Origin of the sequence: Aeromonas sp. ASNIH4 (genome assembly GCF_002934425.1) — a bacterium.
Lineage (GTDB): Bacteria > Pseudomonadota > Gammaproteobacteria > Enterobacterales > Aeromonadaceae > Aeromonas > Aeromonas hydrophila.
Window position 1 is genome coordinate 4,933,815 of the sequence record NZ_CP026217.1, and the last position, 15,467, is coordinate 4,949,281.

The following is a 15,467-nucleotide window of genomic DNA, read 5'->3' on the forward strand; positions in this document are numbered from 1 at the left end:
ATGTGGCGCAATGGTGGCAAAATGGATGGATGGCATTATGCAAACTCCCCCGTGGATTGTAAAATTGCGCACGACCGGCAGCCGGTGCCCCTGACAAGGCCCGTGTTGCCGTTGCCTGCCCTTGCCTTGTGTAGCCATGACTGACCGACCGGAATCGCCAAAAATGCAAATTCAGACCGAACACAACCAGATCTGCTGGTACGCCGAAGGGGCGTTTCGCGACCCTTCTCCCGAGCTGTTTGATCCGGCCTGGTGGCAGACACATCGCCAGGTGGTGGGGTCTTCCATCGGCCGCGGAGTGACCTGGTTCGTCAAGGATGAATCCCGCCACCTGGTGCTACGTCACTACTATCGCGGTGGCATGGTGGGCAAGGTGGTGCGGGATCGCTTCTGGTTCGAAGGGGTCGAATCGAGCCGGGCCATGGCCGAATACACGCTGCTGGCCAAGTTGAGCGCTCAGGGATTGCCGGTGCCGCGCCCGTTTGCCGCCCGGATGGCCAAGCAGGGCCCCTTCTATCGGGCCGACATCCTGATCGAGCGCATTCGTGGCGCCAAGGATCTGGTCGCCCTGCTCAAGCAGGGGCCGATCGCCGGCGAGGTGTGGCACAAGGTGGGCCAGACGGTGCGCCGGTTGCACGACGCCGGGGTCTATCACGCCGATCTCAACAGCCACAACCTGCTGCTCGACAAGGAGGGCAAGGTGTGGGTGATCGACTTCGACAAGGGGGCCATCCGCTCCCCCGGCAACTGGCAGCAGGCCAATCTGGAACGGTTGCTGCGCTCCTTCAACAAGGAGTCCCAGTTGCATACCAGTTTTCACTTCGTACCGGAGAACTGGCAGGCCCTGATGAACGGCTATCAAGGAAAAGCGAGCTGACCCTGTTGCTCGGCGCGAGAGCCAATGTTACTTATTGAGAAGGTCTTCAGATTCGGTGTCGAGGCGCTCGATGGACATGCTCAAGGCTCCCCTCTGGGAGGCAATTACCCGGTTTGATCTGGCGCTGATGGCGGATGCCATCGCCTTGCTGGAGGCAGGGCTCTGGAGCTGGAGCCCGCAGCAGGGCGTGCAGCGGGATCTCTCCTGTCTGCGGCTGTTGGGATTGAACGAAGCCGGTCTCGACGATCTTGGCTGGCTGGAGCGGGTGCACCCCGACGATGTGGGGAACCTGCAGGAGGCGCTGACCGCCTGCCAGAGCGGGAGGGTGGCCCAGATCCGGCTCGAATACCGCATCCTGCATCACGACGGCCACTATGTCCGGCTGGAGGAGCGGGCCAGGCGCGATGTTCACGGCCAGGTGCTGGGGGTGGTGCGTCTGCTCGACTCACAGACACTGCTGGTGGAGGAGCGGCACGGCACCGATCCCCTCACCGGGCTGGAGAGCCGCAGCCACTTCGAGCTGTTGCTCGATGAGCGGCTGGCCAGCGAGAGCGGCAGCTTCAGCTTGTTGCAATTCAGCGTCGATCACAGGGCCAAGATCCAGCAGCTGTTCGGCGAGGTCGCCTGCGATGCCATGCTGGCCAAGCTGGCCCGTATCGTGCGTCACGAACTGCGGCGGGAAGATCCCTTCGCCCGCTGGGACGAAGACGGCTTCATCCTGATGCTCTCCCAGACCGATCGGCTGAGCGGGCTCGAGATTGCCGAGCGGCTGCGGCTAGAGATCGCCGATGCCAGCCTGCTGCCGCAGCGCCCGGTGACCGTCAGCATCGGGCTGGTGCAGAGCCAGGCCGGCGAGCAGATCGATCACCTGCTGGCCCGGCTGGCCACCTGCCACGGCCAGGCCAGACGGGAGCACAACACCGTCGTCGGCTGATTTTTAGTCAGCGCTCACTTACCCCATGACGCTGGCATACCCAGAGGGAGGCCAGCATCAGCAGGCCGCCCAGGGTGAGCCTGAGCAGGTCGGTATCCTTGCCCCACAGCAGCAAATTGACCAGCAGACCCGCCGGGATCAGGGCGTTGTTCATGATGGCCAGCACACCGCTGCTGACCTGGGTCGCCCCCTTGTTCCACAGGAAGTAACCAAGCCCGGAAGCGCCTATCCCCAGCCACAACAGAATGCCCCACTGCAGGGTACTGGTGGGGTATTGCGGCGTGCCCAGCAGCAGCCAGGCGGGCAGGGCCACGACCAGGGCGCCCAGATAGAAGCAACCGAACACGGCGAGCTGGGGGGGCTGTTCCTTCTCCCGTGCCAGCAATACCTTGTAGCCGACCTGGCCGATGGCGAAGCAAATGTTGGCACCCTGCACCACCAGGAAGCCCAGCACGTAGCTCTCGGTCAGCCCGTCGAAGCGGATGACGGCCGCCCCCAGCACTGCCAGCAAGGCTCCCCACAGATAGGTGGGCTTGAAGCGCCGCTCCAGCAGGTCATGGATCAGGGTGACGTAGATGGGGGTGAAGATGGTGAACACCAGCACTTCCGGCACCGTCAGCAGCAGGAAGGAGTGGTAATAGAACAGATACATGATGCCGAGCTGGGTGGCGCCGAGTGCCATCAGCTTGACGACCAGATCGGGTCTCAGCCAGCGGCGGCGCAGGAAGGGCAGAAACACCAGGCTGGCGAGAGCGATGCGGGTCAGCACGGAGAAGTAGGCATCCACCTGGCCGGCGAGGTAGACACCGATCAGGCTGAAGGAGAAGGACCAGAGCAGGGTGACCCCTATCAAGTAGTTCATGTGATTGAATTGTCGTCAGTTGTCAATTTGGAGGGCGCTATGATGGCCGAGTTGGAAGGCGCGATCCAGCGTTTATGGGCGCTGTTGCCACAGATCGGAGCATTTGCCTTCGAGGCGAGCAACGGGGTGGGCTCCGCCACCGACTGGAACGGGCGGGGCGAGGGAGAGGTGACGGTGACCGATCACCAGGAGGGTTGGCTGTTTGCCGAGGCGGGCCGCTACACCACGCCCCATGGCCGGGTGCTGACCATGCACAACAGTTTCTGGTGGCGGCGCAGTGAGCGGGGGGTCTCGCTCTCTCATCTGCGCTACGAGCAGCCGGTGGTGTTGTTCGAGCTGCTGCCTCAGGCGGATGGTCGCTGGCTCACCGCCGAGCCCCACCTGTGCGGCCAGGATCACTACAGCGCCGAGCTGACGCCGACCGGGGACGGCTTTCTGCTCGGCTGGCAGATCACCGGCCCGCGCAAGAACGAGCGGCTGAGTTATCGCTATCGGGTGTGACGGGCGGCAGGACGGGGCAAGGTAGGCATAAAAAAACCGGCGCAGAGCGCCGGTAGAAGGGACAAATCGGAGGTTTTTTTGAAAAACGGTCCCAAAAACAGGAGAGATACACTCTCGTCACACATTCAGAGATGGATGTCAGGCACTCAGCGCATAGCTCAGCATGGCTTGCAGCTTGCTGTCGAAGAACCAGGGCAGCAGCACCATCAGCAGTCCGAGCAGACCCATCAGCCGCTGGCGATACTGCCAGCCGGCGATCACCACTAGGCCGCCGCAGAGCGTGGTCAGGATGCCTGACATAGGGCAGCCTCCCGCTGGACGCGGCGCTGCTGGGCCCACTGGTTGAGGGCGACCGAGCCCAGGATCAGGGCCAGTGCCACGCCGGTGGTGGACTGGATCTGTTCGCCGAGGAACAGGGCACCCAGCATGACGCCGAACAGCGGCACCAGGTAGTTGCTGAAGGAGGCGAAGGTCGGGCCCGCCTTCTGGATCAACGCCATGTAGAGGAAGTAGACCAGACCGGTACAGAACACCCCGAGCACCGTGACGGCGCCGATGGCATGCTGGCTCGGCATGGTGAGCGCGCTCAGATCGGTGACGAACGGCGCGGCCAGCAGCAGCTGGATGGCCGAAGAGATCAGGATGTTGCGTGCCACGATCACCGGGTGGTCCTTGGCGAAGCGCTTGATCATCAGCAGGCCGATGGCGAAGCAGCTGGCCCCGAACAGGATGGCCATGGCGCCGAGCAGGCCGGCATTCATGCCGCTGGCCAGTTTCGGCCAGAACAGCACCAGCACGCCGACGAAGCCGATGATTACGGAGACGAGACCGCCCTTGGTGATTTTTTCACCGGAAACCAACAAGGGTGCCATCAGGATGGTGACAAACGGGATACAACCCATTACCACGGCGGCGATGGCGCTATCCACATACTGTTGACCCCAGGCCACCATGATGAATGGCAGGGTGGCATCGAGCAGGGCGATCAGCATATAGGTACGCCACGGGGTGTGTTCGCTCTTGAGACGCATGAACAGGCAGAGCAGACCCAGGGTCAGGCTGCCACACAAGGCGCGACCCGCTGCCACCATGATGGGGGGCAATTCGGTCACGGCCTGATGCATGAAAATGAACTGGGAGCCCCACAACAGGCCTATCGCCAGCAACAACAGATAGCTACGCATTTTAATCTCCGATGTAATTCGCCTGCGCATTCTATGCAATCTGCTACTATGCCAAAAATGAATTGTCGTCATCCGACCATGGCCAATATCGATGGAACTGCCCCTTTCTCGCCTCGACCTCAACCTGCTCACCGTGTTCGACATGCTGATGCAGGAGCGCAACGTCACCCGTGCCGCCGAGCGGCTGCACCTCTCCCAGTCCACCGTCAGTCATGCGCTGGGGCGGCTGCGAACGGCGCTGGACGACCCCCTGTTCGTGATGAGCCGGCGCGAGATGATGCCGACCGAGCGCGCCAAGGCGCTGGCCGGCCCGGTGCGCCAGGCGCTGGCCATGCTGGAGCAGGGGTTGCGGCAGGCCAAGGGGTTCGACCCCGCCAGTGCGCGGCGGATCTTTCGCATCGCCACTCCGGGCTCGGTGGAACACGGCCTGGTGCCGGCGCTGGTGGAGCGGCTGCACCGGCATGCCCCGCACTGCCGGCTGGAGGTGTGCGAGCTGGCGGACAGCGACTACGAGCGGGAGCTGGAGAAGGGGGAGCTGGATCTGGTGATCGGCTTCGCCGATGCCAACCACCTCTCGCCCCGGCTGTGGCGCGAATCCTGGTTCAACAACCCGCTGGTCTGTCTGTCGCCCCTTGGCAGCGAGCTGCCGGATGTGCTGGGGCCGGACGATCTGGTCAGCCGGCCCCACATCCACACCTCCAGCTGGGGTCATAGCCAGGCCATGGTGGATCTCTGGCTGGCCCGCTTCGGGGTGGAGCGTGAGCTGGGGGTACGCCTGCCGAGCTTTATGGCGGTGCCGCCGCTGATGGCCACCGGCCGCTATCTGGTGGTGGTGCCCGAGATGATCGGGCGCCACTTCTGCCGCTACTATCCGCTGCGTCTGCACCAGCTGGACCCCGACATCCCCATCGTCTACCTGATGGCGGGCCACCCGCTCACCGCCCATGACGAGGCGATCGGCTGGTTCAAGGGGTTGTTGCACCGGCTGGCGTTCGAACGCTACGGCGCGGATGCGCTCGGCAGCCCGGCGCAGCGCGGGGCGGATCAGTTCAATCCGGCGAAGTAGTCGAGCCCCATCGCCCCCTTCACCTCGGCCAGCACCTCGTCGGTCAGGGCGCGCGCCTGCTCGGTGCCCTGCTGCAACAGGCGCAGCAGCTGGCGCTTGTCGGCGATGGCCGCCTCACGCCGCTCCCGCATCGGGGCGAGCAGGGTCTGCAGGCAGTCGTTCAGCACCTGCTTGCAGCGCATGTCGCCCAGCCCGCCGCGCTGGTAGTGGGCCTTCATCTCGGCCACCAGTGCCTTGTCGGGGTGGAAGGCATCCAGATAGGCGAACACCGTATTGCCCTCCACCTGACCCGGATCGCTCACCTTGAGGTGGTTGGGATCGGTGTACATGGCGAACACCGCCTGCTTGATCTCGTCTGCCGACATGCCGAGCTCTATGGTGTTGCCGAGGGACTTGGACATCTTGGCCTTGCCGTCGATGCCGGGCAGGCGGCCGGTGTCGCTCAGAATGGGCTGGCACTCGGTCAGCACCTCTTTGCCCACCAGAGAGTTGAAGCGGCGAACGATCTCGTTGGTCTGCTCCAGCATCGGCAGCTGATCCTCGCCCACCGGCACATGGGTGGCACGAAAGGCGGTAATGTCGGCGGCCTGGCTGACCGGATAGATCAGGAAGCCGGCCGGCAGGCTGCGCTCGAACCCTTTCTGCTGGATCTCTGTCTTGACGGTGGGGTTGCGCTCCAACCGGGCGACGCTGACCAGGTTGAGGTAATAGGTTGTCAGCTCGGCGAGGGCGGGCAGGGCGCTCTGCAGGCAGAAGGTGGTCTTGGCCGGGTCGAGGCCGGCGGCCAGGTAGTCGGCCATCACCTCCAGCACGTGATCGGTCACCTTGGCCGGGTTGTGACCGTTGTCGGTCAGCGCCTGCAGATCGGCGATCATCACGAACTGGCGATAATGGTGCTGGGCTGCGACGCGCTGGCGCAGCGAGCCGACGTAATGGCCGATGTGCAGCTTGCCGGTGGGACGGTCGCCGGTCAGGATAACGGGGTTGTGCATGTCACTCTCTCCAGTTGGGTGAGCCGGGAGGCGACAAAGGGATGAAAACAATGACCGCCTCTCGGCGGTCACGGTGTTTTCTTTGGGAAATCTTACATAGAAAAGCAGTGCCGCCTGTTTAAGAGCAGCACCACCAGTAGTTGTGATGGAATGAGGTCATATTCATGGCAAATCAAACTACGCCTGTTTAATCACTTCTGCAAGGGGACGACCAGCAGATCACAGGGCACGGTATTCATCAGCTGGCGCGCACTCGAGGTGAGCAGGCTCCAGAAGCTCTGGCGATGGCCGCACACCAGCAGATCGATCTGATAATCCCTGACTGCCTGGTTGACCCGCTCGCTCAAATCCCCGCAGATCACCAGCTTCTTCTCGATGGGGTAGTCCACCGAGGCCAAGAAGGCTTCCAGCTTCTCTTTCGCTTCGGCGATCACCTGATCCTGCACGTTGTCGATGTCGATATCGATCATCTCGGTGTAGAGATCCTTGAGGTCCACATCGACATGGATCACCGACAGCTTGGCGCCGTTGGAGCGGGCCCGGTCGACCGCCTTCTCGATCACCTTGCGGTTGTCTTCCGATAGGTCGATCGCGGCCAGTATGTGTTTGTAATAGGTTCCATTCATGGGAGTTCTCCTCACTGATCCTGAGTCCACTATACCAATGTCTGCTGAAACTAAAATGGTGTCCCTGGCACAGTTTTGGGATTTAAAAGAGTTTCTTATGGAGCTTGTCGCCCACGACAGCCAATAAACTGGCTATAAATCGAACAGGAGTTTGAAGTCGGTCACACCCACCGGCTTGCCCGCAGCCGGTGACAGGCATAGGATGTGCCCGTGCTTCGCAATGAACACAAAACAACAAAAAGCATCTGAATACCGCTTTGGGGAGCCTCGCGCTCCCTTTTGTTTTTCTGCCGCCTTCCCGCCGATATTCCGCCCGACATCAAGGTAATCCCGTCTCGCTTGGTTATGCTGTAGCCAGTTCCTTTGGCAGATCGTCGCCGGCCATTGAACACCGGCTCCCGGTTGGATACGGGTCGGTCTGCACTGTCATTTTGCGTATCGTATTGATTCCTTGGAGACTCCTTGATGATCATTCACCCACAGATCCAGGGCTGCGTCGCCCGCAACTGTCATCCCATCGGCTGCCGTGCCGCCGTGCTGCAGCAGATCGAGCGGATCCGGGCGGCGGGCCCGTTCAACGGGCCGAAACGGGTGCTGGTGCTGGGCGCCTCATCCGGCTTCGGGCTGGCGTCGCGCATTGCCCTGACCTTCGGAGCCGGGGCCGACACCGTCGGCGTGTCGTTCGAGCGGGGCCCCTCCGACAAGGGGCCGGGCAGTGCCGGCTGGTACAACAACATCTGGTTTCGCAAGGAGGCGGAGCAGGCCGGCCGCATCGCCATCAATCTGATCGGGGATGCCTTCTCCACCGGGATGCGCCAGCAGGCCATCGACACCATCCGCCAGCAGCTGGGGCAGGTGGATCTGGTGATCTACTCGCTGGCGAGCGGCATCCGGGTGTTGCCTGACGGCACGCAAGTGCGCTCCGTGCTCAAGACCACCGGCCGGCCATTCAGCGGCTGGGGGCTGGATCTGGAGCGCGATACGCTGGTGCAGCAGTCGCTGGATCCGGCCACTCCGGAGGAGATCCGCGACACCGTCACCGTGATGGGTGGCGAGGATTGGCAGCTCTGGCTGCAGGCGCTGCAGCAGGCGGATTGCCTCGCGCCCGGCGCGCAGACGGTGGCCTACTCCTATATCGGCCCCGAATCGACCTATCCCCTCTATCGGGACGGCACCATCGGTTATGCCAAGGAGCATCTGCATGCCACCGCCGAGACCATCAACCTGCAGCTGGCGGAGATTGGCGGCCACGCCTGGGTGTCGGTCTGCAAGGCGTTGGTGACCAAGGCGAGCGCCTATATTCCGGTGCTGCCGGTCTATCTGGGCCTGTTGATGGGGGTGATGAAGGAGCGCGGCGTGCACGAAGGCTGCATCGAGCAGATGCAGCGGCTGTTTGCCACCAAGATGTACGGCCCGCAAGGGGTGGTGGCCGACGGCAACCGGCTGATCCGGATGGATGACCACGAGCTTGACCCGGCCATTCAGGCCGCCGTCTCGGCGCTCTGGTCCAAGGTGACGCCGGACAATTTCCACGCGCTGGGGGATTTTGCCGGGCTGCGCCAGGACTTCATGCAGCTCAACGGCTTCGAGCTGCCGGGCGTCGACTTCGGCGCGCCGGTGGATCTGGCCTCGCTCAGCGAGCTGCTGCCCTAAGCCTGGGGGCTGAAGTCAGGCCACGCTGCTGGCCAGCGCCTCCGGCTGCTCCAGGTTGAGCGGCTCCGCGGCCAGGATGGTCTGGTTGCGGCCCTGGCGCTTGGCCTGATACATGGCCATGTCGGCTCGGTGGATGAGCTGACCCAGCTCGTCGTCGGCGGCCGAGCGACCGGCTACCCCGATACTGATGGTCATGCGGGGTGTGTCGATCTGACCGATGCGCTGGCGTAGTTGCTCTGCCAGATACCAGCAATCCGCCGCCGGCAGCGGCACCGCTACCAGAAACTCCTCGCCGCCCCAGCGCCCGACCAGTTGCAGGTCGGGTGCCCAGGATCTCAGCTCCCGCGCCAGCCGCTGAATAGCCCTGTCTCCCGCCTGATGGCCGTGGCGGTCATTGATCTGCTTGAAGTGATCGATGTCGATGATCAGCAGGGTGAGCGGGCCCTCTTGCTGCCACTGGGTGGCCAGCCGTTCCAGCAGGGCGCGGCGATTGGGCAGCTCGGTCAGCTGATCGAAGGTGGCCAGCTTGTAGAGGTGGCGCGAGCTGCGATGTAGCCGGTGGGTGGTGACGCCCAGCAGCAGCAGGGCGCTGGCCAGCAGGCCGACCAGCGCTAGCTGGTAGTGGCGGGCGCTCTGCTGATGCAGCAGCTGCTGGCGCTTGTTCTCGTTCTCCTGTTGCAGCACCCGGTTGCTGGCCTCGCTGCGGGCCAGGTCCATCTCGGCCTGGAAGGCGGCGGCATGCTGGCTCAGGGTCTGGTTGAAGTGCTGCTTGTAGTCGTTCACGTATTCATTGAGCGCCTGGTAGGCCTCGGGGTAGCGCCCCTGATCCGCCAGCAGGCTGGCCTGCAAGGCCTTGCTGCCGGCACCGGCAGGCCCCTGGGTGGTCAGCAGTTGCAGCGCCAGCTGCTTCTCGCCGTTGCCCTGCAGCGCCCTGGCCCGGGTCTCCAGCAGGCGCACCCCGGCTTCCGGGTAGCCCAGTTGCTGATAGAGCGCCTGCGCCTCGTCCAGGGCGCGCAGGGCGCCGGCCCAGTCGCGCTCGGCATTGAGCGCCATGGCCTGATAGCCGAGGATGATGGCACGGTAGTCCGGCGCCAGCGCCGGGTTGGCCAGCAGATTGTCCAGCAGCCGTCTGGCCTGGGCGGGGCGATCGGTATCGATATAGAGCCGCGCCATGTTGGCCCGGATGATGGTCTGGCTGTTGGGTTCGTCCAGCTGCACCATGCGCTGTAGCGCTTCCAGATAATAACTTTCGGCCTCCCGCGCCAGATTGAGGTCGGCGTAGAGGTTGCCGAGGGTCATCAGCAGGCGGGCGCACTGCAGGCTGGCGATGGTGGAGTCCGGTATCGTCTGCTTGAGGCGAAAGGCGGTCTTGAGCTCGGCGATCGCCGCACTGAGCTGCTGGGTACGATAGAGCGCGAGGCCGTTCAGGGCGTGCCACTCGGAGGTCTGCTGCGGATGGCCGGCGACGGCAGGTTTGAGCTGCTCCAGCAGGGTGAGCGCCTGATCCGGCGCTTCGGTATCCAGGGTGAGGGCGATCTGCTGCAAGCGGAAGTCGAGCAGGCGCAGAGTCTCCTGCTGGGCACTGGCCAGCCCGCGGGCACGGGCGTTGTCGAGCAGGGCTTGCGGATAGCGCCCCAGCGCGGCCTGGGCCAGGGCTCTGGCGTAAAACTGCTCCATGTCCTGCTGCGGGTTGGCGTCGAGGCGTTGCAGATAGCCGACGGGATCGCGCGCCGCCTGCAGTTCAGCCTCTTTCAGCAAGGAGGGAGTGGCCTGCAGCTGGGTCATCCAGAGCAGCGCCAGTGCCATTATGAATCTCATTGAATCCTTTCCCCGACCACTGGCGCCATCATAATGGCTGAATCCACCTACACCATGTTTCTTTGCTTCTCTATAACCGTATGGGGGATAGGATGAGGCGAAAAGCTGTCACAACTGAGAGCTCGGGCAGCGGTATCTGGTTGCTTCATAACGAAACTGTGGCGACAATCGTGACCAAATCACAGTGGAGAATCATCATGTTGGCCAAAGCCATGATCGAGAAGTTGAACGAGCAGATTAATCTTGAATTCTATTCCTCCAACCTCTACCTGCAGATGAGCGCCTGGTGCGAGGACAAGGGCTTCGAGGGGGCGGCCAACTTCCTGCGCCAGCACGCCGTCGAGGAGCGTCAGCACATGGAGCGCCTGTTCACCTACGTGAGCGAGACCGGTGCCATGCCGCTGCTGGGTGCCATCGATGCCCCTCCCCACGAGTTCAAGTCGCTGGGTGACATCTTCCGTACCACCCTCGAGCACGAATACCACATCACCAAGTGCATCAACGGCCTGGCCCACGTGGCGTTCACCACCCAGGACTACTCCACCTTCAACTTCTTGCAGTGGTACGTGGCCGAGCAGCATGAAGAGGAGAAGCTGTTCAAGAGCATCGTCGACCGTCTGTCGCTGGTGGGTGAAGACGGCAAGGGTCTCTACTTCATCGACAAGGAGCTGGCCGAGCTGGCCAAGGGCGCTCCTGCCAGCATCATGGATGGCAATGCCTGATAGTCGTGGACACTTAGTGTTCAGCCAGTACAATGACGGCCCCTCTCAACAGGGGCCGTTTTTCTTTGGATGAGTGAGTGATGATGAAGCAGTTTGATGTGGTGGTGATCGGCGCCGGGGCGGCCGGATTGATGTGTGCGGCCCAGGCCGGTTATCGGGGCCGCTCCGTGCTGGTGCTCGACAACGCCAAGAAGCCGGGCCGCAAGATCCTCATCAGCGGTGGCGGCCGCTGCAACTTCACCAACCATCAGGCCGGCCCCCACGCCTTCCTCTCGGCCAACCCCCACTTCTGCAAGTCGGCGCTGGCGCGCTACACCCAGCAGGATTTCATCGATCTGGTGGACCGGCACGGCCTGAGCTATCACGAGAAGACCCTGGGCCAGCTGTTCTGTGACGAGAGCGCCAAGGAGATCGTCGATATCCTGCTGACCGAGTGTGACTGGGCCGGCGTGACCCTGCAGTTTCAGACCGAGATCCTCGCCGTCAGCAAGAGTGACGAGGGTTTCGTGCTGACCACCAGTCAGGGTGAGATCAGCTGCCACTCGCTGGTGGTGGCCACCGGCGGCCTCTCCATGCCGAAACTCGGCGCCACCCCCTACGGCTTCAAGCTGGCGGAGCAGTTCGGCCTCAAGGTACTGCCGACCCGCGCCGGGCTGGTGCCCTTTACCCTGCATCAGGCCGAGAAAGAGGCCTTCGCCGATCTGGCCGGGGTCAGCCTGCCGGTGGCGGTGACCGCCGAGGATGGCACCTGTTTCAAGGAGGCCATGCTGTTCACCCATCGCGGTCTCTCCGGCCCGGCCATCCTGCAGATCTCCTCCTTCTGGCTGGCGGGGGAGAAGATCCACATCAACCTGCTGCCGGAGCTCGACATCGCCGCCACCCTCAGGGAGTGGGCCCAGGCCCATCCGGCGCAGGAGTTGAAAACCGTGCTGGGGCGCGAGCTGCCCAAGCGCTTCGTCGACAAGCTGGTGGAGCTGGGCCAGTTGGTCAGCAAGCCGATGCGCCAGTACAACGAGCGGGAGCTGGAGGCGGTAGCCACCCTGCTGGGGGATTGGCAGATCCTGCCCAACGGCACCGAGGGTTATCGCACCGCCGAGGTGACCCTGGGGGGGGTGGATACCAACGAGCTCTCCTCCAAGACCATGGAGGCGCGCAAGGTGGCCGGTCTCTACTTTATCGGCGAAGTGGTGGACGTGACCGGCTGGCTCGGTGGCTACAACTTCCAGTGGGCCTGGTCTTCCGGCTGGGTGGCTGGCCAGTACTGCTGATGGAGGCTGCTTCTATATCGTCGATGAGCGCGATAGCGGCCTTTGGGGGGCAACTTCCAGTGGGGCTGTAGCCCCGGCGGCTGGGTCGCTGGCCAGTATTGCTGACCTACCCTCGTTCTCATCCACTTCAGACGCGGCCGCTCAGGCCGCGTTTTTTATGGGTTACATCCCTCGCGGGGTGGCCCGCTATCCCTTTCTAAGGGTTGGCAAGAACGCAGTCAGCAAGCCGATGAGCGGCAGGTAGGCGCAGACCTGGTACACGGTTTCGATGCTGGTGGCATCGGCCAGCTGGCCCAGCAGGGCCGCCCCTATGCCCCCCATGCCGAAGGCGAAGCCGAAGAACAGGCCGGAGATGGTGCCGACCTTGCCGGGGACCAGCTCCTGGGCGTAGACCAGGATGGCGGAGAAGGCCGAGGCCAGGATCAGGCCGATGATGACCGAGAGTACCGAGGTCCAGAACAGGTCGACATGGGGCAGCAGCAGGGTGAAGGGGGCGACGCCGAGGATGGAGATCCAGATCACCCGCTTGCGGCCGATGCGGTCGCCAATTGGCCCGCCGAGCACGGTACCCGCCGCGACGGCAAACAGGAAGGCGAACAGATAGAGCTGGGCGCTGTCCAGCGACAGGCTGAACTTGTCCATCAGGTAGAAGGTGTAATAGCTGCTCAGGCTGGCCATGTAGAAGAATTTGGAGAACATCAGCAGGCCGAGGATGGCCAGCGACCAGCCGATCTGGCGGCGGCTCAGGCCATGGCCGAGGTGCGCCTTCATCCGTTTATGGAAGTTGGCAGCGTGGTGGCTGGACCAGCGCCCGACCAGGCTGAGCACGATGACGCCGACCAGGGCGAACAGCGAGAACCAGGCCGCGCTGCCCTGACCCTGCGGCACTATGATCAGCGCGGCGAGCAGCGGGCCTATGGCCGACCCCAGGTTGCCGCCGATCTGGAACAGCGACTGCGCCAAGCCAGGCTGGTTGCCGGCTGCCATGCGGGCGACCCGGGAAGATTCCGGGTGGAATACCGACGAACCGATGCCGATCAGCATGGCCGACAGCAGCACGGCACCGAAGCTGGCCGCCTGCGACAACGACAGTAAGCCGATCATCGTAAAGCCCATGCCGAACGGCAATGAATAGGGCATGGGCCGGCGGTCGGTGTAGAGGCCGATCAGCGGCTGCAACAAGGAACCCGTGAACTGGTAGGTGAGGGTGATGAGGCCGATCTGGGTGAACGACAGGTTGAGGCCGAGCTTGAGCAGCGGATAGATGGCCAGCAGCACAGACTGCATCATGTCGTTCAACAGGTGCGAGAAGCTGATGGCGGCGATCACCGGATAGGTGGTGCGATTCAAGGCGTCGTGCGCGGTAGCGGCGGCGAGTGGCTGATCGGTACTGAGGCTCTTTTCCATGAGGACGGGTTCTGTGAGTCTGGGGATGGCTTAACATGCCTGATCCCGACGCGTCTGGACACTACAAAGTGGGGCGGGAAGCGTGCTGTGAGCGAATGGGGCGAACGATCACGGATCGGCACTTGTACTCGGCGGGCGGCGGATTAGTATAGAAACCTCGTCGTCGCATACCCGCCATGGAGGGAACATGTTCGAAAGCCTGGGAGTCATCAATGTCTGGACCTACCTGGTCGGGCTCTTCTTCATCATCATAGCGCCGGGGCCCAACTCGATTTATGTGCTGCGCACCGGGGCGAGCCGCGGCGTGGGCTCCGGCTACCAGGCGGCCCTCGGGGTCTTCGTCGGTGACGCCATCCTGATCTTCTGCGCCTATCTGGGCATCGCCTCCCTCATTCGTACCACCCCGCTGCTGTTTACCCTGGTGCGCTACCTGGGCGCCCTCTATCTGCTCTATCTCGGGGTGAAGATCTTGCATGCCAACTTCATCGCCAGGCGGGAAGGGCAGGCGTCCGTGGTCGAGCACGGCGAGCGCTACTTCTCCAAGGCGCTCACCTTGAGCCTCACCAACCCAAAGGCGATCCTGTTCTACGTCTCTTTCTTCGTGCAGTTTGTCGACTTCAACTACGCCCACACCTGGGTCTCCTACCTGGTGCTGGCGAGCATGCTGGAGGCGATGAGCTTCGTCTATCTGACCCTGCTGATCTTCGGCGGCACCCTGATGGCGCGCTTCTTTGCGCGCAAGGTACGCCTCGCCAGACTCGGCAACGGTCTCATCGGCCTCTTCTTCATGGGTTTCGCCGCCCGGCTGGCCACGTTGTCATCCTGATGGCCAGGGCTCTGCCCAATCCCGGTCGCCCGCTTGCGAGCGGCTAGTCAGGCCAGCAATCCTTGCCAACCCGGATGAACCGGGATTGGTAGACGATCAGCTTCTGGTTGCCTGCCTGGCCGATCCTTGGGTTCTGGTAGGTTTCGCCGGGCAGCAGATATTTGCTGTCGGCCTCGCTGTCCGCCTGCAGACATCCCCGTTTCACCATGAATTCGAAGTAGGTGTTGCCGGTATTGGTGATGCTGCTCCTTGCCGGGTCCAGCTGGTATTGAAAACGCACCTGGCGCGGGCGTACCACCAGGGTCGATTGCAGCGCGAGTTTCATCTCCAACGCACCACGGCGCCTGGCCTGGCCACTTTCATCAAGCTGGGCCGCCGGTGACTCGGTGAAAGTGATGCGATAGTAACGCTCCTGACCATCCGCCGGCCCCTTGTAGTAGAGCTTGACGTTCTGCATGCGCTTGGCGTGCAGGGTGAAGCGCTTGGGGGCGAACAGCAGCTCGCCAGGCACCGTCGGAACGCTTGTTCCCGTGGCCGTGGGATTGCTGATTTTTTCCATCTGCACTTCGTAGACCTTGGGCGAGCCACTGTTGTTGGTGACGGTCCGGGCGATGAACTCTTCGTTCGGTGCCATGGCAATCGTCATGGCGCCGATGTCGATGGCCATGGCCTGTGAGCTCAGCGTGCCGGCCAGCAAGAGCCAGAAAATGCGATGCGTGTCGTTCTTCATG

General features: G+C 63.1%; 16 protein-coding genes. 8 read left to right on the plus strand and 8 right to left on the minus strand.

Annotated elements, in window-relative coordinates:
- The first annotated feature begins 163 nt into the window (after positions 1-163).
- On the plus strand, positions 164-877 hold the full coding sequence (locus C2U40_RS23120; protein ID WP_011704082.1) for a 3-deoxy-D-manno-octulosonic acid kinase: 714 nt from the start codon (positions 164-166) through the stop codon (positions 875-877).
- A 70-nt stretch (positions 878-947) separates the two neighbouring features.
- Entirely contained in the window at positions 948-1,811 is an 864-nt protein-coding gene (locus C2U40_RS23125) for a GGDEF domain-containing protein (RefSeq protein WP_199773231.1), read from the plus strand.
- Between the two features lie 7 nt (positions 1,812-1,818).
- Here C2U40_RS23125 and C2U40_RS23130 read toward each other — a convergent pair whose 3' ends face one another.
- On the minus strand, positions 1,819-2,673 hold the full coding sequence (locus C2U40_RS23130; protein WP_103828786.1) for a carboxylate/amino acid/amine transporter: 855 nt from the start codon (positions 2,671-2,673) through the stop codon (positions 1,819-1,821).
- 42 nt (positions 2,674-2,715) lie between these two features.
- Between C2U40_RS23130 and C2U40_RS23135 the strand changes: the two genes are divergently transcribed.
- The gene (locus tag C2U40_RS23135; protein WP_103828789.1) at positions 2,716-3,174 is read left to right on the plus strand and encodes a DUF6314 family protein; all 459 of its coding nucleotides are present in this window, start codon (positions 2,716-2,718) and stop codon (positions 3,172-3,174) included.
- Positions 3,175-3,312: 138 nt separating this feature from the next.
- Here the strand turns inward: C2U40_RS23135 and C2U40_RS23140 are convergent, their stop codons facing one another.
- Both C2U40_RS23140 and C2U40_RS23145 read right to left on the minus strand, forming a co-directional pair.
- Positions 3,313-3,474: a hypothetical protein gene (locus tag C2U40_RS23140; RefSeq protein ID WP_016348904.1), complete on the minus strand. Its 162-nt coding sequence runs from the start codon at positions 3,472-3,474 to the stop codon at positions 3,313-3,315.
- Positions 3,459-4,358 carry a DMT family transporter gene (locus C2U40_RS23145; RefSeq protein WP_181014928.1) on the minus strand — a complete coding sequence of 300 codons (900 nt, stop codon included), beginning with the start codon at positions 4,356-4,358 and terminating at the stop codon, positions 3,459-3,461. The genes C2U40_RS23140 and C2U40_RS23145 overlap by 16 nt, the downstream gene beginning before the upstream one ends.
- 91 nt (positions 4,359-4,449) lie before the next feature.
- On the opposite strand from C2U40_RS23145, the gene C2U40_RS23150 reads away from it, so the two are divergent.
- On the plus strand, positions 4,450-5,424 hold the full coding sequence (locus C2U40_RS23150) for a LysR family transcriptional regulator (protein ID WP_103828784.1): 975 nt from the start codon (positions 4,450-4,452) through the stop codon (positions 5,422-5,424).
- Here C2U40_RS23150 and trpS read toward each other — a convergent pair.
- Together trpS and C2U40_RS23160 are read right to left on the minus strand one after the other, a co-directional pair.
- Positions 5,403-6,416: a tryptophan--tRNA ligase gene (gene trpS / locus C2U40_RS23155; RefSeq protein WP_103828783.1), complete on the minus strand. Its 1,014-nt coding sequence runs from the start codon at positions 6,414-6,416 to the stop codon at positions 5,403-5,405. The two genes, C2U40_RS23150 and trpS, sit on opposite strands and share 22 nt — an antisense overlap.
- Positions 6,417-6,607: 191 nt before the next feature.
- Positions 6,608-7,042 (minus strand): universal stress protein, encoded by a 435-nt coding sequence (locus tag C2U40_RS23160; RefSeq protein ID WP_010635648.1) that lies wholly within the window; start codon positions 7,040-7,042, stop codon positions 6,608-6,610.
- Between the two features lie 465 nt (positions 7,043-7,507).
- Between C2U40_RS23160 and fabV the strand changes: the two genes are divergently transcribed.
- The gene (gene fabV / locus C2U40_RS23165) at positions 7,508-8,695 is read left to right on the plus strand and encodes an enoyl-ACP reductase FabV (protein ID WP_103828782.1); all 1,188 of its coding nucleotides are present in this window, start codon (positions 7,508-7,510) and stop codon (positions 8,693-8,695) included.
- A gap of 15 nt (positions 8,696-8,710) precedes the next feature.
- Here the strand turns inward: fabV and C2U40_RS23170 are convergent, their stop codons facing one another.
- Complete coding sequence (locus C2U40_RS23170) at positions 8,711-10,501, minus strand: GGDEF domain-containing protein (protein WP_103828781.1); 1,791 nt, start codon at positions 10,499-10,501, stop codon at positions 8,711-8,713.
- 209 nt (positions 10,502-10,710) lie between these two features.
- Between C2U40_RS23170 and ftnA the strand changes: the two genes are divergently transcribed.
- Both ftnA and C2U40_RS23180 read left to right on the plus strand, forming a co-directional pair.
- Entirely contained in the window at positions 10,711-11,235 is a 525-nt protein-coding gene (gene ftnA, locus C2U40_RS23175; RefSeq protein WP_016348910.1) for a non-heme ferritin, read from the plus strand.
- An 83-nt stretch (positions 11,236-11,318) separates the two neighbouring features.
- The gene (locus C2U40_RS23180; protein ID WP_181014930.1) at positions 11,319-12,503 is read left to right on the plus strand and encodes an NAD(P)/FAD-dependent oxidoreductase; all 1,185 of its coding nucleotides are present in this window, start codon (positions 11,319-11,321) and stop codon (positions 12,501-12,503) included.
- A gap of 186 nt (positions 12,504-12,689) precedes the next feature.
- On the opposite strand, the gene C2U40_RS23185 is transcribed toward C2U40_RS23180, so the two are convergent.
- Positions 12,690-13,910 (minus strand): MFS transporter, encoded by a 1,221-nt coding sequence (locus C2U40_RS23185; protein ID WP_103828779.1) that lies wholly within the window; start codon positions 13,908-13,910, stop codon positions 12,690-12,692.
- A 187-nt stretch (positions 13,911-14,097) separates the two neighbouring features.
- On the opposite strand from C2U40_RS23185, the gene leuE reads away from it, so the two are divergent.
- A complete protein-coding gene (gene leuE, locus C2U40_RS23190) occupies positions 14,098-14,736 on the plus strand; it encodes a leucine efflux protein LeuE (protein WP_103828778.1) in 639 nt (212 codons plus the stop codon).
- Between the two features lie 43 nt (positions 14,737-14,779).
- On the opposite strand, the gene C2U40_RS23195 is transcribed toward leuE, so the two are convergent.
- Positions 14,780-15,466, minus strand: a complete 687-nt coding sequence (locus C2U40_RS23195; RefSeq protein ID WP_181014927.1) for a fimbria/pilus periplasmic chaperone — start codon at positions 15,464-15,466, stop codon at positions 14,780-14,782.
- Position 15,467 lies beyond the last annotated feature (1 nt).

Coding starts and splice junctions, on each gene's coding strand:
- C2U40_RS23160 (WP_010635648.1), bottom strand. CDS start 7,042: ATGAATGGAACCTATTACAAACACATACTGGCCGCGATCGACCTATCG.
- C2U40_RS23135 (WP_103828789.1), top strand. CDS start 2,716: ATGGCCGAGTTGGAAGGCGCGATCCAGCGTTTATGGGCGCTGTTGCCA.
- C2U40_RS23145 (WP_181014928.1), bottom strand. CDS start 4,358: ATGCGTAGCTATCTGTTGTTGCTGGCGATAGGCCTGTTGTGGGGCTCC.
- C2U40_RS23170 (WP_103828781.1), bottom strand. CDS start 10,501: ATGGCACTGGCGCTGCTCTGGATGACCCAGCTGCAGGCCACTCCCTCC.
- C2U40_RS23180 (WP_181014930.1), top strand. CDS start 11,319: ATGAAGCAGTTTGATGTGGTGGTGATCGGCGCCGGGGCGGCCGGATTG.
- ftnA (WP_016348910.1), top strand. CDS start 10,711: ATGTTGGCCAAAGCCATGATCGAGAAGTTGAACGAGCAGATTAATCTT.
- C2U40_RS23130 (WP_103828786.1), bottom strand. CDS start 2,673: ATGAACTACTTGATAGGGGTCACCCTGCTCTGGTCCTTCTCCTTCAGC.
- leuE (WP_103828778.1), top strand. CDS start 14,098: ATGTTCGAAAGCCTGGGAGTCATCAATGTCTGGACCTACCTGGTCGGG.
- C2U40_RS23140 (WP_016348904.1), bottom strand. CDS start 3,474: ATGTCAGGCATCCTGACCACGCTCTGCGGCGGCCTAGTGGTGATCGCC.
- C2U40_RS23150 (WP_103828784.1), top strand. CDS start 4,450: ATGGAACTGCCCCTTTCTCGCCTCGACCTCAACCTGCTCACCGTGTTC.
- fabV (WP_103828782.1), top strand. CDS start 7,508: ATGATCATTCACCCACAGATCCAGGGCTGCGTCGCCCGCAACTGTCAT.
- trpS (WP_103828783.1), bottom strand. CDS start 6,416: ATGCACAACCCCGTTATCCTGACCGGCGACCGTCCCACCGGCAAGCTG.
- C2U40_RS23185 (WP_103828779.1), bottom strand. CDS start 13,910: ATGGAAAAGAGCCTCAGTACCGATCAGCCACTCGCCGCCGCTACCGCG.
- C2U40_RS23120 (WP_011704082.1), top strand. CDS start 164: ATGCAAATTCAGACCGAACACAACCAGATCTGCTGGTACGCCGAAGGG.
- C2U40_RS23195 (WP_181014927.1), bottom strand. CDS start 15,466: ATGAAGAACGACACGCATCGCATTTTCTGGCTCTTGCTGGCCGGCACG.
- C2U40_RS23125 (WP_199773231.1), top strand. CDS start 948: ATGGACATGCTCAAGGCTCCCCTCTGGGAGGCAATTACCCGGTTTGAT.